This is a genomic window from Sphingopyxis sp. (assembly GCF_965279755.1).
Taxonomy (GTDB): Bacteria; Pseudomonadota; Alphaproteobacteria; order Sphingomonadales; family Sphingomonadaceae; genus Sphingopyxis.
This window is the reverse complement of the sequence record NZ_OZ257261.1, coordinates 1,989,137-2,009,458: the sequence shown is the minus strand read 5'-3', so window position 1 is coordinate 2,009,458 and position 20,322 is coordinate 1,989,137. Positions and strand designations below refer to the sequence as shown.

18 protein-coding genes are annotated in these 20,322 nt (G+C 66.3%); 12 read left to right on the top strand and 6 right to left on the bottom strand.

Translation table 11 applies throughout. The annotated features are described in order from the left end of the window. Nucleotides 1-52: 52 nt before the first annotated feature. On the top strand, nt 53-1,630 hold the full coding sequence (locus ACQY80_RS09820; protein ID WP_428678710.1) for an ABC-F family ATP-binding cassette domain-containing protein: 1,578 nt from the start codon (nt 53-55) through the stop codon (nt 1,628-1,630). Here ACQY80_RS09820 and ACQY80_RS09815 read toward each other — a convergent pair. Together ACQY80_RS09815 and ACQY80_RS09810 are read right to left on the bottom strand one after the other, a co-directional pair. After that, nucleotides 1,573-2,133, bottom strand: a complete 561-nt coding sequence (locus tag ACQY80_RS09815; protein WP_428678707.1) for a hypothetical protein — start codon at nt 2,131-2,133, stop codon at nt 1,573-1,575. The genes ACQY80_RS09820 and ACQY80_RS09815 overlap by 58 nt on opposite strands. A 59-nt stretch (nt 2,134-2,192) precedes the next feature. Next, nucleotides 2,193-2,843 (bottom strand): glutathione S-transferase family protein, encoded by a 651-nt coding sequence (locus tag ACQY80_RS09810; protein WP_428678704.1) that lies wholly within the window; start codon nt 2,841-2,843, stop codon nt 2,193-2,195. A gap of 171 nt (nt 2,844-3,014) precedes the next feature. Here ACQY80_RS09810 and ACQY80_RS09805 point away from each other — a divergent pair, with 171 nt between their 5' ends. From ACQY80_RS09805 to ACQY80_RS09770, 8 genes are all read left to right on the top strand, one after another. Next, on the top strand, nt 3,015-4,634 hold the full coding sequence (locus ACQY80_RS09805) for a CHASE domain-containing protein (RefSeq protein WP_428678701.1): 1,620 nt from the start codon (nt 3,015-3,017) through the stop codon (nt 4,632-4,634). Beyond that, entirely contained in the window at nt 4,618-8,223 is a 3,606-nt protein-coding gene (locus ACQY80_RS09800; protein WP_428678698.1) for a hydantoinase B/oxoprolinase family protein, read from the top strand. Before ACQY80_RS09805 ends, ACQY80_RS09800 begins: the two co-directional genes overlap by 17 nt. Before the next feature lie 203 nt (nt 8,224-8,426). Next, nucleotides 8,427-9,098, top strand: coding sequence for a DUF969 domain-containing protein (locus tag ACQY80_RS09795; protein ID WP_428678696.1), 672 nt, complete (start codon nt 8,427-8,429; stop codon nt 9,096-9,098). Then, on the top strand, nt 9,095-10,033 hold the full coding sequence (locus ACQY80_RS09790; RefSeq protein WP_428678694.1) for a DUF979 domain-containing protein: 939 nt from the start codon (nt 9,095-9,097) through the stop codon (nt 10,031-10,033). Before ACQY80_RS09795 ends, ACQY80_RS09790 begins: the two co-directional genes overlap by 4 nt. A gap of 1 nt (nt 10,034) precedes the next feature. After that, the gene (locus ACQY80_RS09785; protein WP_428678691.1) at nt 10,035-11,027 is read left to right on the top strand and encodes a DUF2891 domain-containing protein; all 993 of its coding nucleotides are present in this window, start codon (nt 10,035-10,037) and stop codon (nt 11,025-11,027) included. A gap of 63 nt (nt 11,028-11,090) precedes the next feature. Then, complete coding sequence (locus ACQY80_RS09780) at nt 11,091-12,101, top strand: LacI family DNA-binding transcriptional regulator (protein WP_428678689.1); 1,011 nt, start codon at nt 11,091-11,093, stop codon at nt 12,099-12,101. Between the two features lie 211 nt (nt 12,102-12,312). Beyond that, the gene (locus ACQY80_RS09775; protein ID WP_428678686.1) at nt 12,313-13,491 is read left to right on the top strand and encodes a GGDEF domain-containing protein; all 1,179 of its coding nucleotides are present in this window, start codon (nt 12,313-12,315) and stop codon (nt 13,489-13,491) included. 96 nt (nt 13,492-13,587) lie between these two features. Further along, entirely contained in the window at nt 13,588-13,749 is a 162-nt protein-coding gene (locus tag ACQY80_RS09770; RefSeq protein WP_428678684.1) for a Flp family type IVb pilin, read from the top strand. A 31-nt stretch (nt 13,750-13,780) separates the two neighbouring features. Here the strand turns inward: ACQY80_RS09770 and ACQY80_RS09765 are convergent, their stop codons facing one another. The 4 genes from ACQY80_RS09765 to ACQY80_RS09750 form a co-directional block, all read right to left on the bottom strand. Further along, nucleotides 13,781-14,458 (bottom strand): hypothetical protein, encoded by a 678-nt coding sequence (locus ACQY80_RS09765; RefSeq protein WP_428678682.1) that lies wholly within the window; start codon nt 14,456-14,458, stop codon nt 13,781-13,783. 225 nt (nt 14,459-14,683) lie between these two features. Further along, nucleotides 14,684-15,271, bottom strand: coding sequence for an ImmA/IrrE family metallo-endopeptidase (locus tag ACQY80_RS09760; RefSeq protein WP_428685814.1), 588 nt, complete (start codon nt 15,269-15,271; stop codon nt 14,684-14,686). Nucleotides 15,272-15,438: 167 nt separating this feature from the next. Continuing rightward, complete coding sequence (locus ACQY80_RS09755; protein WP_428678680.1) at nt 15,439-15,870, bottom strand: hypothetical protein; 432 nt, start codon at nt 15,868-15,870, stop codon at nt 15,439-15,441. Then, nucleotides 15,867-16,436 (bottom strand): hypothetical protein, encoded by a 570-nt coding sequence (locus tag ACQY80_RS09750; protein ID WP_428678679.1) that lies wholly within the window; start codon nt 16,434-16,436, stop codon nt 15,867-15,869. The genes ACQY80_RS09755 and ACQY80_RS09750 overlap by 4 nt, the downstream gene beginning before the upstream one ends. A gap of 187 nt (nt 16,437-16,623) precedes the next feature. On the opposite strand from ACQY80_RS09750, the gene ACQY80_RS09745 reads away from it, so the two are divergent. The 3 genes from ACQY80_RS09745 (at nt 16,624) to ACQY80_RS09735 (ending at nt 20,294) form a co-directional block, all read left to right on the top strand. Beyond that, complete coding sequence (locus ACQY80_RS09745; protein WP_428678677.1) at nt 16,624-16,848, top strand: DUF2188 domain-containing protein; 225 nt, start codon at nt 16,624-16,626, stop codon at nt 16,846-16,848. Nucleotides 16,849-17,313: 465 nt separating this feature from the next. Further along, the gene (acnA, locus tag ACQY80_RS09740) at nt 17,314-19,986 is read left to right on the top strand and encodes an aconitate hydratase AcnA (protein WP_428678675.1); all 2,673 of its coding nucleotides are present in this window, start codon (nt 17,314-17,316) and stop codon (nt 19,984-19,986) included. A 14-nt stretch (nt 19,987-20,000) separates the two neighbouring features. Next, entirely contained in the window at nt 20,001-20,294 is a 294-nt protein-coding gene (locus ACQY80_RS09735) for a ribosomal protein L7/L12 (RefSeq protein ID WP_428678672.1), read from the top strand. Nucleotides 20,295-20,322: the final 28 nt, after the last annotated feature.

Below are 20,322 nucleotides of genomic sequence, written 5' to 3'. Positions count from 1 at the left end.
ATCTGAACTGACCGCATCGCCCGCAAGCCTTGCCTTCAGGAAAGCTGTATCCATGTCCTCGATCACCCTCGCCAATATCAGCTGGTCCACGCCCGACGGCCGCGCCGTCCTTTCGGACCTCGACCTCGCCTTTCAGACGGAACGCACCGGCATCGTCGGTCGCAACGGCGTCGGCAAATCGACGCTGCTGCGTCTGCTGACCGGCGACCTGACACCATCGTCGGGCACCATCGCCATCGACGGGACGGTCGCGATGCTGCGCCAGACGGTGCAGGTCGACCCGCAGGACAGCATCGCCGACCTGTTCGGCGCGCGCGCCGGGCTCGTGCTGCTCCGAAAGGCCGAAGCGGGCGAGGCAAGCGTCGACGAAATCGGCGATGCCGACTGGACGCTCGAGGCGCGCATCGACGAAGCGCTTGCCGCCGTCGGCCTGCCGCTGCCGGCCGACACGCTGCTCACGGCGCTGTCGGGCGGCCAGCGCACCCGCGCCGCGCTCGCCGGCGCGATCTTCGCCGAGCCCGATTTCCTGCTGCTGGACGAGCCGACGAACAATCTCGACCGCGCCGGGCGGGCTGCGGTGCAGGGCCTGCTTCGCGGCTGGCATGGCGGGGCGATCATCGTCAGCCATGATCGCGAATTGCTGGAGGCGATGGACGCGATCGTCGAGCTGACCTCGCTCGGCGCCGCACGCTATGGCGGCGGTTGGAGCGCCTATCGCGCACGCAAGGATATCGAACAGGCGGCGGCCGAAGCCGAACTTGCCGGGGCCGAAAAGCGGATCGATCACGCCCGCCGTCAGGCCCAGGCCGCGACCGAGAAGCAGGACCGCCGCGACGCCGGCGGCCGCCGCAAGGCCGCGCGCGGCGACATGCCGAAAATCATCATCGGAGGCCTCAAGCGCCGCGCCGAGGAAACGCGCGCCTCCGCCACCCGGCTGGCCGACCGCCAGCGCGGCGAGGCCCAACAGGCGCTGGAGGCGGCGCGCGGCCGGATCGAAATCGTCGATCCGCTGTCCGCCGGGCTCGCGTCCACCGGCCTTCCCGCCTCGCGCACCGTCCTCGACCTGGATCATGTCGTTGCCGGATATGAGCAGGGCCGGCCGATCATCGATGGCCTGTCGCTGACCGTCACCGGTCCCGAACGGATCGCGATCACCGGCCCCAACGGCGCGGGCAAATCGACCTTGCTGGCGTTGATCGCCCGAACGCTCACGCCATGGGCGGGGAATGTCCGGGTGCCGGTGCCGTTCGCAATGCTCGACCAGCGCGTCTCGCTGCTCGACCCCATGCTGTCGATCGCCGGCAATTTCCTCGCGCTGAATCCGGGAACGACCAACAACCAGTGCCGTGCGGCCCTCGCGCGGTTTCGCTTCAGGGCCGAGGCCGCCGACCATAGCGTCGGCAAACTCAGCGGCGGCCAGATGCTTCGCGCCGGGCTCGCCTGCGTGCTCGGGGCGCCGCAGCCGCCGCAGCTCCTGATTCTCGACGAACCGGGCAATCATCTCGACCTCGACTCGCTCGCGGCGATCGAGTCCGGTCTTGCGGCTTATGACGGCGCGCTACTCGTCGTCAGTCACGACCCCGTGTTCCTGGACGCGATCGGGATCACGCGCGAGATCGCGCTCGGCTGACGCGGCGGCGGATCGTCGTCCAGCCAGCCGCCATGGTCGGGCGCCGGAAATTTCAGCCCGTGCAACGCGACGACCGTATCGCCTTCGCAGACGGGAGCCGCGATCAGGCGGATCCAGCGCGAGCGCGGCAAGGTTCCGCCGAGTTCGACGTCGAGCGTGAAGCCGCGCCGGTGGGTGATCGCATGCGCGCGTAGCCGCTCCATCGCGACGCGCGATCCCTCGCAATATTGCGCCACCGCATCGGCGCGCGCGATGGCGGCCTCGCGCGGAAACCCGAACAGGTCGAACACCGTGTCCGACCAGGTCAGCCGGTCGTCCGCCAGATCGCATCGCCACAGCCCGACGCCCATCCGCGCCATCGCCTCCTCATTATCGAAGGTCGCAGCGGCTTTCCCTTCGGGTGGACGCACGCTCGCGCGGTTGGTCCAGCCAAGGTCGAAATGCTGCGCGCTTTCGAACAAGGGCCAGCTGTGATGCAGCGGCAGGGGGTATCGGTGTCGCAAGGTCGGTCGGTTCCTTCGCGGCCAATGCTAGATCGTCCGCCTTAAGAAAGTCTCAGCGATCAGGCGGCCAGCACCTTCGCGATCAGCCGTTCCTCCTTCGCCACCCATGGCGCGAGGCTGGGGCGCGACAGGATCGCCTCGCTCCACGCCGCGACCTTCGGATGGACGGCGGCATCGATGCATGCGCCGCAATGACGGAAGTTCATCAGCGGCGACGCGACCGCCAGATCGGCCAGCGTGAGGCGGTCGCCGACCAGATAGCCCGACGCGGGGATCGCGCTTTCGAGATAGTCGAGCAACTTCGGCAGTTCTTCGGCCTCCGCCTGCGCCGCCGCAGCCAGATCGCCTTCGCGGCCGAGGAATTTGGGCGAGACGATGCGGTTGAAGAACATCTTGCCGCTGCACGCCGCGAACACCGTGTCGCCGAACTCGTCCCACCAGATGACCTTCCCGCGCTCCTGCGGGTCGGCGGGGATCAGCGCGGGCTCGGGATATTTCGCTTCGAGATAGTGGATGATCGCGCTCGAATCGGCGAGGAGATAGCCGTCGTCGTCCATCGCGGGCATCTTGCCGAGCGGCGAGGCGGCGCGGAACCCCGGATCGGGATCGCCGATGCCGACGCCCTTCAGCTCGAAATCGATGCCCTTTTCGCCCAGAAAGCCCAGCAATTTGCGCACAAAGGGCGATACCACCGAACCATAGATGATCATCGCGTCTCTCCTCCTCGTTCCCGGCCGCCAGCATAGGCGAAAGGTTGCCCGCCGCAACCCGTAGGGCACCACCGGAACGGCGACGAAATAATCTTGCTATCGCGCGCCCGGCATGGAACACGGCATCCGGAGGGGGGCGCTGCTGCGGCAGCAATCAGCGGGATTCATATTATGCGCCCTTCTACCTGGGCAGACCGGCTGATGGGGCTGCTCGTCCGCTTTGTCGGACTTGTCATCCTGCTCGCAGCGATCGTCGCGTCGGCGGCGAGCTTTCTCTACAACCAGTCCGAGGAGGCCGATCAAGCCTCGCGGGTCGCGATGCAGGTCAACATGCGCCTACGCGATCATGTCGCGGTACTCGAAGGCGTCCGCGCGCTCTATCAGTCCGATCCGAGCTCGAGCGGCCCCGGTATCCGCGCATATCTCTCCTCGCTCCAGCCGCAGATCCGCACCCCCGGGATGGAGGGCATCGGCATCGCCGCTGCGATGCCCGCCGGCATTCCCGACCTGCCGGAGGCGCAGCTGCGCCAGAATTATGGGCAGGACATCAAGGTGTGGCCCGCGGCGACCGACCAGAAAATCGGGTTCGTCGTCACGCTCGTCGAACCCTATACGCCGCGCCGTCAGGTCGCGCTCGGCTTCGACATGTACAGCGACCCCACGCGCCGCGCCGCGATGCGCCGCGCCTGGCAGACGGGCCAGCCCGCCGTGAGCGGGGTCGTGTCGCTGGCACAGGAACGCGCCGCGACCCACAAGCAGAAGGGGTTCCTGATCTATATCCCCGTCTATACGCGCCAGCCTGTCTCGCCGCTGACGAACATAGCGACGCGCCCCGGGACGCGCCCGGTCGAGGCGTTCATCTATGCTCCGTTCCGCGCGCAGGACATGATGCAGGCGGTGCTCGGCGAGCAGATCAACGGCATCACGGGGATCGAGGTCTATGCCGGCGACGGCCCGAACGCGCAGCTGCTCTATCGTCACGGCAAGATCGGCTGGGACGCGCACGAACAGAAAATACGCGTCGCCGACCGCGAATGGACGATGCGGATTTCCTATGGCCGTCTGCTCGAACGGCTGGGCCGGCCGTTCGGCATCTTCGTCTTCGGTCTGCTCCTCGCGATCCTCGCGACCCAGCTCCATCGTGTTCAGCAACGCCGCGTCGGCGCGGCGCAGGCACTTGCCGAGGAGCAGGCACGCCACGCCGAAGACAAGGAATTGATGATCGGCGAAATGGCGCACCGGATGAAGAACGCCTTTGCCCGCATCGGCGCGCTCGCGCGGATCACGCTGCGCGAGTCGAGCGACCTCAAGGATTTCGAGGCGAAGTTCGACGGCCGCCTGCGCGCGCTGTCGGATGCCAAGCAGATGCTCGTCACCGGCGCCGTCGGCTTCGTCGAGCTGGGCGCGATCATCCGGCGCGAGCTCGAACTGGCGGGCTGGTCGGCCGAACGGCAGGCAGGCGTCACCGGCCCCGAAGTCCGGCTCGACGACGATGCCGCGCAGACGATCTCGCTCTCGCTGCACGAGGTCGTGACCAACAGCATCAAATATGGCGCGCTGTCGGGCAATGGCGACCTTGCGGTCGACTGGCGGCGTAGCGACGGCGACATTGAGCTGCGCTGGATCGAGAGCAATCTTGCCGCGACGCCCGAGATCGGCACCGAAAGCTTCGGCACCCAGTTCATCCGCTCGCTGATCGAACGGCAGCTCAAGGGGAGCTGGCAGCGCACAGCCGTTGACAACAGCCTCGCCATCGTCATTCGATGGCCGGACAATGGCTCCACCATCTGACGATCGCTGGCACATCTGGATCGACCGCGGCGGCACCTTCACCGATGTCGTCGCGCGCGGCCCCGATGGCGCCGTCGTCACCACCAAATATCTCAGCGAAGACCCCGCGCGCCCGGGGGACGCCGCGGTCAATGCGATCCGCGACCTGACCAGCGCCGGGACGGGCGACCTGCCCCCGCTCGCGATCCGCATGGGCAGCACCGTGGCGACCAATGCGCTGCTCGAACGCAAGGGTCAGCCAACCCTGCTCGCGATCACCAAAGGCTTCGGTGACGCGCTGACGATCGGCTATCAGGACCGCCCAGACCTTTTCGCGCGGAAACTCGACCGCACCCCGCCGCCGCACGCCGGGGTTGCCGAAATTGCCGAACGCGTCGGTCCCGAAGGCGACATCCTGACCCCGCTCGACGAGAGCGCCGCACGCGCATTGCTGCAAGCCGCGCGCGACCGTGGGCTGTCCAGCATCGCGATCGTGCTGATGCACGGCTATCGCTTTCCCGCGCACGAACAACGCCTCGCCGCCATCGCGCGCGAGACCGGCTTCACCCAGATTTCGACCAGCCACGACGTCAGCGCGCTCATCAAGCTCGTCGGTCGCGGCGACACGACGCTCGCCGACGCCTATCTCTCGCCGGTGCTGCGCCACTATGTCGATCAGTTCGTCGCCCAGCTCGGCGCCAACGTTGATGGAGGCATCGACCCGCAATTCATGAAGAGCTCGGGCGGGCTCGCCTCTGCATCGGCCTTCCACGGCCGCGACGCGATCCTCTCGGGCCCCGCGGGCGGGATCGTCGGCATGGTCGGCAGCGCCGCGCCGCTCGGCAAGGACCGCCTGATCGGTTTCGACATGGGCGGCACCTCGACCGATGTCAGCCATTATGCCGGCCGGCTCGAACGCGACAATGAGGGCGTAGTCGCGGGCACACGCATCCGCGCCCCGATGTTGCGCATCCACACGGTCGCCGCCGGGGGAGGCTCGATCTGCCGCTGGGACGGCGCCCGCCTGCTCGTCGGCCCCGAAAGCGCCGGCGCGAACCCCGGCCCCGCCGCCTATGGCCGCGGCGGGCCCTTGACGGTCACCGACTGCAACGTCCTGCTCGGCAAGATCCAGGCCGATCATTTCCCGAACCTCTTCGGCCCGAACGGCGACCAGCCGCTCGATCGCGAGGTGGTGGTCGAGAAATTCGCGGCGCTGGCAGCCGAGGTCGGCAATATCACCCCCGAAGCGCTCGCCGAAGGCCTGCTAAGCATCGCGGTCCAGCAGATGGCGAACGCGATCAAGCGCATCACCATCGCGCGCGGCCATGATCTGACGCAGGGCTACAGCCTTGTCGGCTTTGGCGGTGCCGCAGGCCAGCATGTCTGCCTCGTCGCCGACGCGCTCGGCGTCGATGAGATCCTGCTCCACCCGCTCGCAGGCGTGCTCTCGGCCTATGGCATGGGCCTCGCCCGGCCGTCGGCGATCCGCGAGCGCACGCTGGCGATACCGCTCGACGCAGCATGCGCCGCAACACTCGCCGCCGCCGAGGCAGAACTGTCGGACGCGGCCCGTGCCGATCTCGCACCGGACGCCCGGACAAGCCGCGAAACCCTGCTCTTCGTCCGCCTCGCCGACAGCGACAATGCGATCGAACTCCCGCCCGGCTCACCCGCCGATGTCGCGTCCGCCTTCGCCGCCGCCTTCCGCCAGCGCTTCGGCTATGCCCCGCATGACAGCCTCGTCGTCGACCGCATCCGTGTCGAGTTGACCGAGACCGGTGATGCGCCAGCGACGCTGCAACCGCTTGCCGCCGCGGCCGGCACGCCCCCTGAAACCGTCACCGCCTGGCTCGCCGGAGGGCCACGCAACATCCCGCTCTACCAGCGCGGCGCTCTCGCCGCCGGCCGAACCATCGCCGGCCCCGCGATCATCATCGACGCGCTTTCGACCACGATCGTCGAGCCGGGCTGGCGCGCCGAGGTGCAGCACGAGGGCACCCTGCTCCTCGCCCGCGCCCGCACAGCGAATGTCGCTGCGGTCATACGCGACGATCTCGCCACACCCGACCCGATCCGCCTCGAAATCTTCAACAGCCTGTTCATGGCGATCGCCGAGGAAATGGGCGGCGCGCTCCAGCACAGCGCCTCGTCGATCAACATCCGCGAACGGCTCGACTTCTCATGCGCGATCTTCGACAGCGAGGGTCGCCTCGTCGCCAACGCCCCGCATATGCCGGTGCATCTCGGTTCGATGGGCGAAAGCGTGCGCACGATATTGCGCCAGCGCACGGGCGATGGCCGCGGTATCAAACGTGGCGATGCCTATGCGCTCAACGCCCCCTACGACGGCGGCACCCACCTCCCCGACATCACCGTCATCATGCCGGTGTTCATAGAAAGCGATACCCCCGCCTTCTTCGTCGCCACACGCGGGCACCACGCCGACCTCGGCGGCATCGCCCCCGGCTCGATGCCCCCCGACAGCAAGAGCATCGAAGACGAAGGCATCCTTTTCGACAATGTGCTGATCGTCGACGACGGAAGCTTCCTCGACGCCGACGTCCACGCGCACCTTCTCGACAGCGACTGGCCCGCCCGCAATCCCGCGCTCAACATCGCCGACCTCAAGGCACAGGTCGCCGCCTGCCAGCGCGGCGCCAGCGCGCTCGCCGACCTCTCCACCGCGCACGGCGCCCGGACTGTCGCCGCCTATATGGCCCACGGCCAGCGTCAGGCCGAAGCCGCTGTTCGCCAGCTTATCGCGCGCCTCGACGACGGCGCCTTCACCTACGCGATGGACAATGGCGCCGAAGTCGCGGTCGCCGTGAAGGTCGACCGCGAGGCGCGCCACGTCACCATCGATTTCACCGGCTCGTCGGCGACGCTCCCCGACAATTTCAACGCGCCCGCACCCGTCGTCCGCGCCGCCGTCCTCTACGTCCTGCGCACCATGCTCGACGATCCGATCCCGATGAACGAGGGCTGCCTTGCTCCGGTCACGCTGATCGTTCCCGAAGATTCCATGCTCTCGCCGACCTATCCAGCTGCGGTCGTCGCGGGCAATGTCGAGACGAGCCAGGTCATCACCGACGCGCTGTTCGCCGCCTTCGGCGCGATGGCGCCCGCCCAAGGCACGATGAACAATTTCACCTTCGGCAACACCGCCCATCAATATTATGAGACGATCGCCGGCGGGTCGGGCGCCGGCCCCGGCTTCGACGGGACGAGCGTGATCCAGACGCATATGACCAACAGCCGCATGACCGACCCCGAGGTGATGGAAACGCGCTTCCCCGTCATCGTCGAGGAATTTTCGATCCGCAAAGGCTCGGGCGGCGCGGGCCGATGGCGCGGCGGCGACGGCGCGACCCGCCGCATCCGCTTCCGCGAAGCCATGGCCGCGAACATTCTCGCGAACCGCCGCCGGATCGCGCCCTCCGGCCTTGCTGGCGGCAAAGACGCCGCGCCCGGCAGCAACCGGGTCGAACGCGTTGACGGTTCGGTCGAGATGCTCGCCGCCACCGGAAGCGCCGATGTGCAAGCAGGTGACGTCTTCGTGATCGAAACGCCGGGCGGCGGCGGCTATGGGAAGGCAGGGGACGACAATTGACGGCAGCGGCGCAAATCCTCCTTCCCCCTCGATCGGGGAAGGATACGCAGCCTTATCGCGAAGCGATTAGGCGAAGTTGGATGAGGGTGAGGGCACGTCCACGCACGACCAACTCAGGTCGACAACGCACCCCCACCACTGCGACTAGGCGGCAAGCCGCCAAGTCTCGCTGCCTCCTCCATCGAGGGGGAGGGAATTAAGCCATGCTCGTCCTGATCGGCATTGCCATCATCATCGCGGGTTTCCTGCTCCGCTTCAATCCGCTGCTCGTCATCATGGCCTCGGCCCTCGCAACCGGCCTCGCCGCGGGGCTCGACGTAACCGCGATTATCGCGGCCTTCGGCAAGGCATTCAACGACACGCGCTATGTCTCGATCATCTGGATCGTCCTTCCCGTCATCGGCCTGCTCGAAGCGTACGGCCTGCAACAGCACGCCCGCAACATCATCGGCCGGTTGAAGGGCGCAACGCTCGGGCGTTTGCTCACCGGCTATCTTTTCCTGCGTCAGGCCTTTGCCGCAGTCGGCCTCACTTCGGTCGCGGGCCATGCCCAGACCGTACGTCCGCTCGTCGCCCCGATGGCCGAGGCGGCCGCCGAGGCGCAGTGCCCGGCGCTCACCGACGACGAGCGCGAGGAAGTGAAGGCCTATTCGGCCGCGACCGACAATGTCGGCGTCTTTTTCGGCGAGGACATCTTCCTCGCCTTCGGTTCGATCCTGCTGATGCGCGGTATCCTCGAAGGCTATGGCTATCAGATCGAGCCGCTTCACCTTTCGCTCTGGGCCATCCCCACCGCAATCGCGGCCTTCCTGATTCACAGCTTCCGCCTCGGGCGCCTCGACAGGCGCATGCGCAAGCAGGAGGCGGGCGCATGATCACGCTCGATTTCGTCTATATCCTCGCCGGCTGGACTTTCGCCGCCTTCGCGCTGCTCGGCCTCTACGATCGCGGCAATCGCAAGCGCTTCGGCAACGCCGCCTTCTGGGGCCTTCTCGCATTGTCGATGATCGGCGGCGATTATCTCGGCGATTTCGGCAACGGCCTGCTCGTCCTCGCGCTGGTCGCAATCGCCGGCACCGGCCTGACCGGCCGCGCGGCCGGCGGCGAGGTTCCTGTCGAGGTGCAGGCGGAACGGGCCGAGAGGCATGGTCCTTTCCTGCTGCTGGTTGCCCTCATCATCCCCGCGGTCGCGCTCGCGGGCACCTTGCTCTTCAAATGGGTGCCCGGTCTCGCCGATCCCAAGCAGGCGACGCTGATCTCGCTCGCCTGCGGCGTGATCATCGCGCTCGCCGTGGGCATGACGCGCCTCAAACCACCGCCTTTGCTCCCGCTGCAACAGGGCCGCCGCCTGCTCGACTCGGTTGGCTGGGCCGCGATCCTGCCGCAGATGCTCGCCAGCCTCGGCGCGGTGTTCGCACTCGCCGGAGTCGGCGAAGTCGTCGGCGGCCTCATCGGCACCGCAATCCCGCAGGGCAGCCTGTTCGGCGCGGTGCTCGCCTTCGGGCTCGGCATGGCGCTCTTCACCATGGTGATGGGCAACGCGTTCGCCGCCTTTCCGGTGATGATGGCGGCGGTCGGTCTGCCTTTGCTCATCAAGCATTATGGCGGCGATCCGGCGGTCGTCGCGGCGATCGGCATGCTCGCGGGCTTCTGCGGCACGCTGATGACCCCGATGGCGGCGAACTTCAACCTCGTCCCCGCCGCGCTGCTCGAACTCAAAAACCCCTATGGCGTGATCAAGGCACAGATCGGTACCGCAGTCCCGCTGCTCGCGGTCAACATCCTCTTCATCTACCTGTTTGCTTTCTGACATGACCCACCTCACCCCCGACCACGCCGTGCGCTTCGCCGCCGCGACCCTCGCCCACCTCGGCCGCGAATATCCGTACAAGATGGACCTCGTCCTCGTCGGACCCGAGGACGCCAAGCCCCCGCGCGAGCATCACCCGATCTTTCACGGCAGCTTCGACTGGCACAGCTGCGTTCACGGCTGGTGGCAGATACTGCGCCTCGCGCGCCTTTTCCCCGACCTTCCCATCGCCGCCAAAATCCGCGCCCGCGCCGGCGAAATGCTCGTCCCCGAAAAGGTCGCGGGCGAACTCGCCTTCCTCGATCGTCCTTATTCGGCTGCGTTCGAGCGCCCCTATGGCTGGGGCTGGCTCCTCACGCTCCATGCCGAGGCCGAACGGCACGAGGCGCCATGGGCGGCCGCGCTCGAACCGCTCGCCCTCGCCTTCGCCGCGCGCTTCCATGCCTTCCTGCCCAAGCTCACCTACCCGCTGCGCGTCGGCACCCATTTCAACATCGCCTTCGCGTTGCTCCTCGCGCGCCATTGGGCCGCGAGCCGCGATCCCGGACTGGTCGCACAGATCGACGCCCGCGCCCGCGACTGGTTCGGCGAAGACCGCGACTGCCAGGCATGGGAACCCGGCGGCGACGAGTTCCTCTCTTCCGCGCTCACCGAGGCGCATCTGATGGCCGTCGTCCTCGGTGGCGATTTCACCGGCTGGTTCGACGCCTTCCTGCCCCGCGCGACACAGGAACAGCCCGCCACCCTCTTCACCCCCGCGACCGTCTCCGACCGCAGTGACGGCAAGATCGCGCACCTCGACGGCCTCAATCTCAGCCGCGCGTGGAGCTGGCGCGCGATTGCCGCAGCGCTTGGCCCGGCCCACCCCGTCGCCGCGGTCGCCGAAGCCGCCGCAGCGCGCCACCTCGCCGCCGCCCTCCCGCATGTCACCGGCGACTATATGGGCGAGCACTGGCTTGCGAGTTTCGCGCTGCTCGCGCTCGACGGCCTCTGACCACCGATTGACAAGCCCCCGCGCGGACGCGAGAGACGGCCGGAGAGGGGAGACGGACTGCACATGAAAACGCTGCGCCCGACATCGTTCGACGTCGCCGAGCGCGCCGGCGTGTCGCAATCGACCGTCTCGCGCGCGCTTCGGGGCAGCCCCGGCGTCAACGCCGAAACGCGCGCACGCGTGTCGGCCGCCGCCCGCGAGCTCGGCTATGTCGTCGACCGCCACGCCTCGTCGCTACGCCTGAAAAGCAGCGAGACGCTCGCGCTCGTGACCATCTGCCGGCCCGGCGAGGATCGCAGCGCGATCAATCCCTTCTACTTCGCCCTCCTCGGCAGCATCGCCGCCGCAACCTCGGCGCGCGGTTTCAACCTGCTCGTCTCGTTTCAGGAGAGCGAGGCCAATTTCCGCGCCGATTTCGTCGCCTCGGGGCTCGCCGACGCGATGATCGTCATCGGCACCACCAGCAACCGCGCCGCGTGGGACTATTTCGCCGAGGCGCAGGGGGCGGGGTTCGACTTCGTATGCTGGGGCAGTCCCGGCGATCCGTTCCACTGGATGCGCAGCGACAACGGCATCGGCGGCCGCCTCGCCGCGGAGCATCTCGTCGCATCGGGCCGCAAGCATATCGCCTTCGTCGGGCCGCAGCGTTCGCCGCAGCGCCAGTTCGACGAGCGCCGCGACGGCTTTGTCGAGGCGCTCGCGGCGCACGGCATCGCGCCGATCATTTCGGAGCCGCCCGCCGCCGCCGACCGCCACGCGCAGGGTGTCGCCGCGGCGCACGCGCTGCTCGCCGCGCACCCGGAGGTCGACGCGATTTTCGCGGCCAGCGACATGCTCGCGCTCGGCGTCTTGCAGGGTCTCAAGGAAGCCGGGCGCCGCGTGCCGCACGATGTCGCGCTGATCGGCTTCGACGGCATCCGCGCCGGCAACATGGCCGACCCCGCGCTCACGACGCTCGAGCCCGATCTCGACGCCGCGGGCGAAGCGCTCGTCGCGATGGCGCTCGAGGATGAGGATTTCACGCGCAGCGGCACGCGCATTCCAGTGCGCCTCGCTGTCCGCGGCACGGCCTGACATCGGGGCACGGCACCGGCCCCCTCCCCCGCCCGGCCTCCCAGACAATAGTAGCCTATGGGGGGCCGGGTGGGGAAGCGGGCCGGTGCCGCTTCGACGAAAACCCCATACTCCTAACCGTTACACACTGTCCGCGGCGCTCCCGCTGCCGTAACCACTTGTTATCTATGGTCCGGCTAGCATCGCGCGGGGGCCGGTGCAGGATGTCGCGTTGAACGGACAGCTCTTCATTTCGCTTCTCAACCCGGGCATTGGCCTGCTGTTCGCAACCGCCTTCTTCCTGATGTGGTTGCAGCGGCGCGAGCGCTATGTCGCCTATGCCGCCGCCGCCTATCTGTTCACCGCGCTCGCCTTCCTGATCCAGGACGTCGCGCCCGTCCTGCCGATGGAGCTCCAGCGGCTGCCCGCCAACGCCGGCTTCCTCGCGACGGGCATTTTCTTCGCCGCCGCGATCATCCGCCGCTATGGCCTGCCCGTCCCGTGGCGCGTCATGGGCCTTGTCGCCGCGGTCTCGCTCGCGATCTTCACCTGGTTCCTGCTGGTCAGCCCCAGCATCCCCGCGCGCATCTATGCAATCAGCGTCGGCGCCGGCGTCATCGCGCTGATGGTCGTCCGCGCGCTGTGGCCCGTCGCCAAGCCGCACCTGATCGACCGCCTGCTCTTCTGGGTCGCCGCCTTCTCGGCCGCCAACCTCATCGTCCGCCCCGTCGTCATCCTGACCTTCAGCGGCGGCTTCGACGATTATGTCGGGTTTCAGCAGTCGGTGTACTGGACCACGGTCCAGTTCAGCCAGGCGATGGTGTCGATCGTCGCGGCGATCAGCCTGATGGTCGCGGTCGCGATCGACATGATCGCCGAGCTGAGGCGCGAGGCCGACGACGACCAGCTCTCTGGCCTGCTCAACCGCCGCGGGTTCGAGGCCGCGGCCGGCGCGGCGCTCCGCCGCAGCCTCGACGCGGGCCAGCCCGCCGCGCTGCTGATCGCCGACCTCGATCATTTCAAGGCGGTCAACGACACGCATGGCCACGCGGTCGGCGACGCAATTATCGCGGCGTTTGGCGCGCATGTCCGCGCGGTCGGCCCCGCCGCCATGGTCGCGGGACGCATCGGCGGCGAGGAGTTCGCGCTGCTCGTCCCCGGCCTGACCATCGACGCCGCCCGCCAGTTGGCCGAAACGGTGCGCAAGGGGCTGCACGCCGCCTGCGCCGACCGCATTCCGCCGGGCCTCTGCCCGACCGCCAGCATCGGCATCGCGGTCGGCACACCGGGAGAGGGCCTGTCGCGGCTGATGAAGGGCGCCGATCAGGCGCTCTACGAAGCCAAGCGCGCCGGCCGCAACCGCGTCCGCGCCTTCCGCCCCGCGCCCGTCCCCCTCGGCGCCACCGCCTGATCCGCCGCGCGCGCCGCGCCGTTAACGCATTTTCCCAACCATCGCTTCGTACCCGCCCGCTATCGCCGGGCAAGGCACAGCAGCGGGAGCGACAGGATGATACGCAGGGCCGGATTGTTACGCGACCAGCGCGGCGCGACCGCGATCGAATATGGGCTGATCGCGGCGCTGATTTCGGTCGCGTGCATCATCGCCTTCCAGATGCTCGGGCTCAACCTCGCGACCATCTTCACGACGATCGCCAACGCGCTCCGCTGAGCCGGGCCGCGCGGCCGGCTCAGGCACGGCGTCAGGCTCCATCCTGCGGCGACGGCAGTAACCGCTGCTCCGCCTTCGCGCGCGCGCGCGCATCCATGTCATATTGGCTCAGCATCATCGGCTGCCCGCACGCGAGGCACTGTCCCTTGATTCGCCGCTGATGCCTTTCGTAGCGCCTGACCATCTCGATCCGCTTGATCAGCACCGCGTCGGTTTCTTCCTGCGTCGGCCCCTGCACCTTGCCCGTGCCCGGATGCTTGTCGAAGACCATGCCGCTGAAATATTCCTCGCGCGACAGGAAGCGGTGCCGCACCGCCTCGGGCAATTCATAGGTCTTCGCTTCCTCGGGTGTGAGCCGCACATCGCGCCCGTTTTTCAGGTCGCCGCGCTTCAGCAGCATCGCCAGCAGCGAGTCCGACGGCACGATCCGCCGCTCGACCTCCTTGCCGCCCCGCAGGATCACCATCTCGCGCCCCTCGACCGCGCGTTCATAGGCGACCGCCTCCAGCCCGCGCAGCGCCTTGGCCAGCGCGTCGCGGCACGCCTTGTCGAACGGCGCGAATAATTTGCGCGCGCGATTGACCGAAGTCCGGCTGACCCCCGCCACCCGCGCCGCGTCGGTCACGCACCCCGTCTGCGCCAGCAAAACCAGAAACGTCCGCGTCCGCGCCACCGTAAAGCCATCCTCGCGAATGCGCAGGCCGGGCATGAGGGGATTGTCTCGCCCGTGAACCCCGGACTTGATCCGGGGCCCAGCACCGCGAGCCGCGTTACCACCCTCAGAAACCCCCGATTTCCCCCGCGAACCCCGCGCCACTTTACGCCCCATAGCTCCATCTCCCGAATTACCTGGAATGAATCGGAATGATTATGAACCTATTTGGATAATGTAGGAAAGTGGGTTTTGGAGTTTGCGATAGGGTTGGAGGTATTCTTAGACCATCATGTTCGAGGACAGCGTGAGTAGCGTCAGAATTTCGCCACCGAAGGAGGCCCGGGTATGCTCGAACACACAATGTCGCTCGGCATCACGCCTATCGAACCAGACGTGTGCTCCAATCTTCGACGGTCGATATTGACGAGTGCGCTTATGCAACACTTCTAGCGCACGAGAACTCGCATCCAGCTCGCTGCGCGGAAACCATTGATCTGACGCTGTGCGGCTACGTTGAAACCAACGCCTTCCCCTCACGTCATGGCAGATCAGTATGCACGGCAACTCGGTCAAGGATACGTACCGCAAGGCTGTTGCAACGCGACTTGTCGAGAACTGCGCCGATAGATCGTCTATTACCTCGAATGAGGATGGGGACGACACGCCCATCATGGCTTTAAAGATGTAGCTCGGCATCAAAAGGTCCGCGGCATAATTGTCAGCCTGACGCTCCGCAGAATTGCTGCTTGCAGGATTACCGATTTCAGAAGGACGGCAGAGGGAGGATCGTCCTCGATGATAGTGCCAATGGCCTAGTTCGTGCGCGATTGAAAATCGGCGGCGGCGCCAATCTCCTGCCCCCCGCACGGTAATAATGGCCCGATCTTGAAAGCCAATAATGCGAGCTTCACAGCTCGCCAAACGCCCATCCCGTACCTGTGCACCCGCCGCCCATGCGATCGCCTCGATATCGATCTCATGGGCGTGGGTTATTCCGAGAGAGTGGAGCAAATTCTCGGCCGGACCGACGGGTTTCAAATCAAGTTACCCGTGTCGTCAATAGCTCCAAGCTCCAGCAAATCTTCCAATATCGATGACATTTCTTCCTCTGTAATACCTTCACCATTACGGGCCGCCATGGTGAGGCGGCTCTTTAGTTTCGGGTCGTTAGCTGCAACGCGCTCAAGCAGTGCTTTTTTTTCAGGAATGCCGATCACGCGTCGGTTATGAGACGCTCTTGATCGATTCTGCTGAACAGCCGCTTTCGCGCGGGCGAGTCGCGCCTTCCCATCATCTAAAATCGCTAGCTGAATTAACTCTCGCATATCGGCGACAACCATTGCTGGGTTCGCCCCCTCCTCCTCAAACTCGGCAAAGATTTCGACATCTGTTAGCCGAGTGACGTCGTTGATCAGTTCTTCAAAAAGCGGGTCGAATGTGGGGTCGCATGGTTTCTTTCCCGTCACGATTCCCATCCATTGGGGAACCTCCGATCAATTCGGCGGCGCACGCGCCGTCGAATCGTGTCGTAGGCGATTTCGTCAAGATTATTCATCGTCATAATCTCCTCCTTCTCCAACCCCTCCAGAAGCGCCCAAAGGAAAAGCGTCGCAGGCTCATCACCCGCAAACAGCTCCTCCAACGCAGCCTTCCGGAGGCCAATTTCTTCTTCAGCCGCGCAAACGTCTTCAGGGTCGCGCTCATGTGAAGGCACTGTTTCATGAACCAGCAATCCGACCGGACCTTCGGCGTCCAAGGCGACCATCTCAGGGCCTCTAACTTGCGATTCCTTGCGCGCAGACGCCCTGCTTCGAATTACGCCGACCAGAAACTGAAGCATCGGCATGTCGCGCGGGCATTTTCGAGCCCCGCTTAAGGTCGAAGCTATTGCGTCATTGAGTAGTGGTCGGACTTCGCAACCGGCTCGAAGCGCAAAAATTCGGCCCATCTTCTCCACTCGAAGAAGATCGGCATCGGACAGACCGGCGATTGCCTGCCTAGCTTCTTCAAGGGTCAAACTGAGTCCGCTCACCGCTCTCCGCCATGTTGCTCGCTGGGGTAGGCCGACAAAAAGCAGTTGCGCGGACATTGTAGGAAAATTTTTTTCCGATGTCCGCATGGCCCAACTTCCGCCGCCCACTCCCCTGAAAGCCAATCAGGGCGATCGGGAGCGGTGTCGCAAACCGTCTTACCCTCACGCGAGGAAGGAGGATATACCAATGGCAGGCAAGAACCAACATGTCGTCCCGCACAATGATAGCTGGGCGGTACGGGGCGCTGGCAACGAGCGCGCGACCTCGATTCATGAGACGCAACAGGCCGCTATCGACGCGGCACGGAACATCGCTCGGAACCAAAGCAGCGAACTCCTGATCCACGGCCGGAATGGCCAAATTCGGGAGCGCGACAGCTACGGCGAAGACCCGTTCCCGCCGCGCGGCTGACCAGGGGCCGCTTTGACGCGGCCCCTCATTTTCAAGACGAAGGAGCACTCTGATGGCCAAGGGAAAAGGCGGATCATTTCGTAGCGCGATATCTGGACGATTTGTCACAGCGAAGCACGGCCGCGCCAGCCCCCGCACCACTGTACATGAAGCACGCGGCGGCGGGAGCACCGGCGGCACCTACCGCAGCGCCATCTCCGGACGTTTCGTTACGACCGCACATGGCAAGCGTAGCCCCAACACAACCATAAAAGACAGTTAATCCTCCGGGCGGGTGATGAGCAATCGTCTCCCGCCCGCTTATTTCGAGCGAAGTTTCTCGCCCCCCCACCCCCTTGCATTTCCCCACCCCCGGCGTAAGGCGGCGCCAACATAAACCGCGCGTGCGACTCCCGTTGGCCCCGCTCTCCCGCTCCGCCACCGGACAGTCATTCCCCGCCGCGCCAACATGGGGACTGCAATCCTATGACGACCACGGGCAACGACACGCTGGGAACCCGCTCGACGCTGAGCGTCGGCGGCAAGAACTACGCTTATTATTCGCTCGACAAGGCCGCGGCACAGCTCGGCGACGTGTCGCGCCTGCCCTTCTCGATGAAGGTGCTGCTCGAAAACCTGCTGCGGTTCGAGGATGGCGGTTTCACCGTCTCGACCGACGACGTCAAGGCGCTCGTCGATTGGCAGAAGGATCCGCATTCGAACCAGGAAATCCAGTATCGCCCCGCGCGCGTGCTGCTCCAGGATTTCACCGGCGTGCCCTGCGTCGTCGACCTCGCCGCGATGCGCGATGCGATCGCCAAGCTCGGCGGCGACACGTCGAAGATCAACCCGCTCGTCCCCGTCCACCTCGTCATCGACCACTCGGTCATGGTCGACGAATTCGGCCACCCCAAGGCGTTCGAGCAGAATGTCGAGATCGAATATTATCGCAACGGCGAACGCTACGACTTCCTGAAATGGGGGTCAAAGTCGCTGTCGAACTTCAAGGCGGTGCCCCCGGGCACCGGCATCTGCCACCAGGTCAATCTGGAGCATATCGCGCAGGCGGTGTGGTCGAGCGAGGACGCATCGGGTGAGACCGTCGCCTATCCCGACACCTGCGTGGGCACCGACAGCCACACGACGATGATCAACGGGCTCGGCGTGCTCGGCTGGGGCGTCGGCGGGATCGAGGCCGAGGCCGCGATGCTCGGCCAGCCCGTGTCGATGCTGATCCCCGAAGTCGTCGGCTTCAAATTCACCGGCAAGCTGAAGGAAGGCGTCACCGCGACCGACCTCGTGCTCACCGCGACGCAGATGCTGCGCGCCAAGGGCGTCGTCGGCCGCTTCGTCGAATATTTCGGCCCCGGCCTCGCCTCGCTGAGCCTTGCCGACCGCGCGACGCTCGCGAACATGGCGCCCGAATATGGCGCGACGTGCGGCTTCTTCGGCGTCGACGACAAGACGCTCGACTATATGCGCCTGACCGGGCGCAGCGACGAGAATATCGCGCTGGTCGAGGCCTATGCCAAGGCGCAGGGGCTGTGGATCGTCGAGGGCGCCGCGGACCCGATCTTCACCGACACGCTCGAACTCGACCTCGGCACCGTCGTTCCGTCGCTCGCGGGGCCGAAGCGGCCGCAGGACCGCGTCTCGCTCCCCGACGTCGACGATGTGTTCAACGCCGACATGGTCAACACCTATAAAAAGGCGCAGACGCGCGTGCCGGTCGAGGGCAAGGATTTCGACATCGGCGACGGCGACGTCACCATCGCCGCGATCACCAGCTGCACCAACACCTCGAACCCCGGCGTGCTCGTCGCCGCGGGTCTGGTCGCGAAGAAAGCCGACGCGCTGGGCCTGAAGCCCAAGCCGTGGGTCAAGACCTCGCTCGCGCCGGGGTCGCAGGTCGTCACCGACTATCTGGAGAAGGCCGGGCTGCAGAAGCATCTCGACAATATCGGCTTCAATCTGGTCGGTTATGGCTGCACGACGTGCATCGGCAACTCGGGGCCGCTGGCCGAGCCGATCTCGAAGGCGATCAACGAGAATGGCCTCGTCGCCGCGGCGGTGATCTCGGGCAACCGCAACTTCGAAGGGCGCGTGTCGCCCGACGTCCGCGCGAACTTCCTCGCCTCGCCGCCGCTCGTCGTCGCCTATGCGCTGAAGGGCACGGTGATCGAGGATTTCACCACCACGCCGATCGGGCAGGACCAGCAGGGCAAGGACGTGTTCCTCGCCGACATCTGGCCGACCAATCTCGAAGTCGCCGATGCGGTTGCGGGCGCGGTCGACCGCGACATGTTCGTCGCGCGCTACGCCCATGTCTACAAGGGCGACGCGCACTGGCAGAAGATCGAGGTCGAGGGCAGCGACACCTACCAGTGGCGCGCGGGCTCGACCTATGTCGCCAACCCGCCGTACTTCGAGGGTATGACGATGACCCCGGCGCCGGTGTCCGACATCGTGAACGCCAAGCCGCTCGCCATCCTCGGCGACAGCATCACGACCGACCATATCTCGCCCGCCGGTTCGATCAAGGCGGACTCGCCGGCCGGAAAATGGCTTATGGAACATCAGGTTAGCAAGGCCGACTTCAACAGCTACGGCGCCCGCCGCGGCCACCACGACGTCATGATGCGCGGCACCTTCGCCAACATCCGCATCAAGAATGAAATGGTCCCCGGCATCGAGGGCGGCATGTCGCGCTACGGCGCCGAGGTCATGCCGATCTACGACGCCGCGATGCGCCACAAGGCCGACGGCACGCCGCTGGTCGTCATCGCCGGCAAGGAATATGGCACCGGATCGTCGCGCGACTGGGCGGCGAAGGGCACCAATCTGCTCGGCGTCCGCGCGGTGATCGTCGAGAGCTTCGAGCGTATCCACCGTTCGAACCTCGTCGGCATGGGCGTGCTGCCGCTGCAGTTCCTCGAAGGCCAGAGCCGCGAGACGCTGGGCCTCACCGGCGACGACCAGTTCACCATCACCGGCGTCGCGGATCTCAAGCCCCGCCAGACCGTGACGGTGAACGTCACCCGCCCCGATGGCTCGACCTTCAGCTTCGACACGCTCTGCCGCATCGATACCGCGAACGAGGTCGAATATTATATGAACGGCGGCATCCTGCATTACGTGCTGCGCAAGCTCGCGGCCTGATGTAGACCAGGGCGATGAGCGGGTTTCTTCTCTTCGCCCTCGGCTTCCTCTGCGGCGCGGGACTGGTCCTTGCGCTGCGTCGTGGCGGCGGGCGCGATCTGACGAGCCCGCCGCGCACGCTGTCGCGGCCGCCCGTCGCCGCAAGACCCGCCGTCCCGGTCGACATCGCAATCGATGACGAGGGCATTCGCGAGCTGATCCGCCAGAACCGCAAGATCGAGGCGATCAAGCGGCTGCGCGACGCGACCGGCCTTGGCCTCAAGGAAGCGAAAGACGCGGTCGAGGCGCTCGAACGCACGATGCGCTGAGCGCGCGCCAACCCCCGAAAAGGATCGA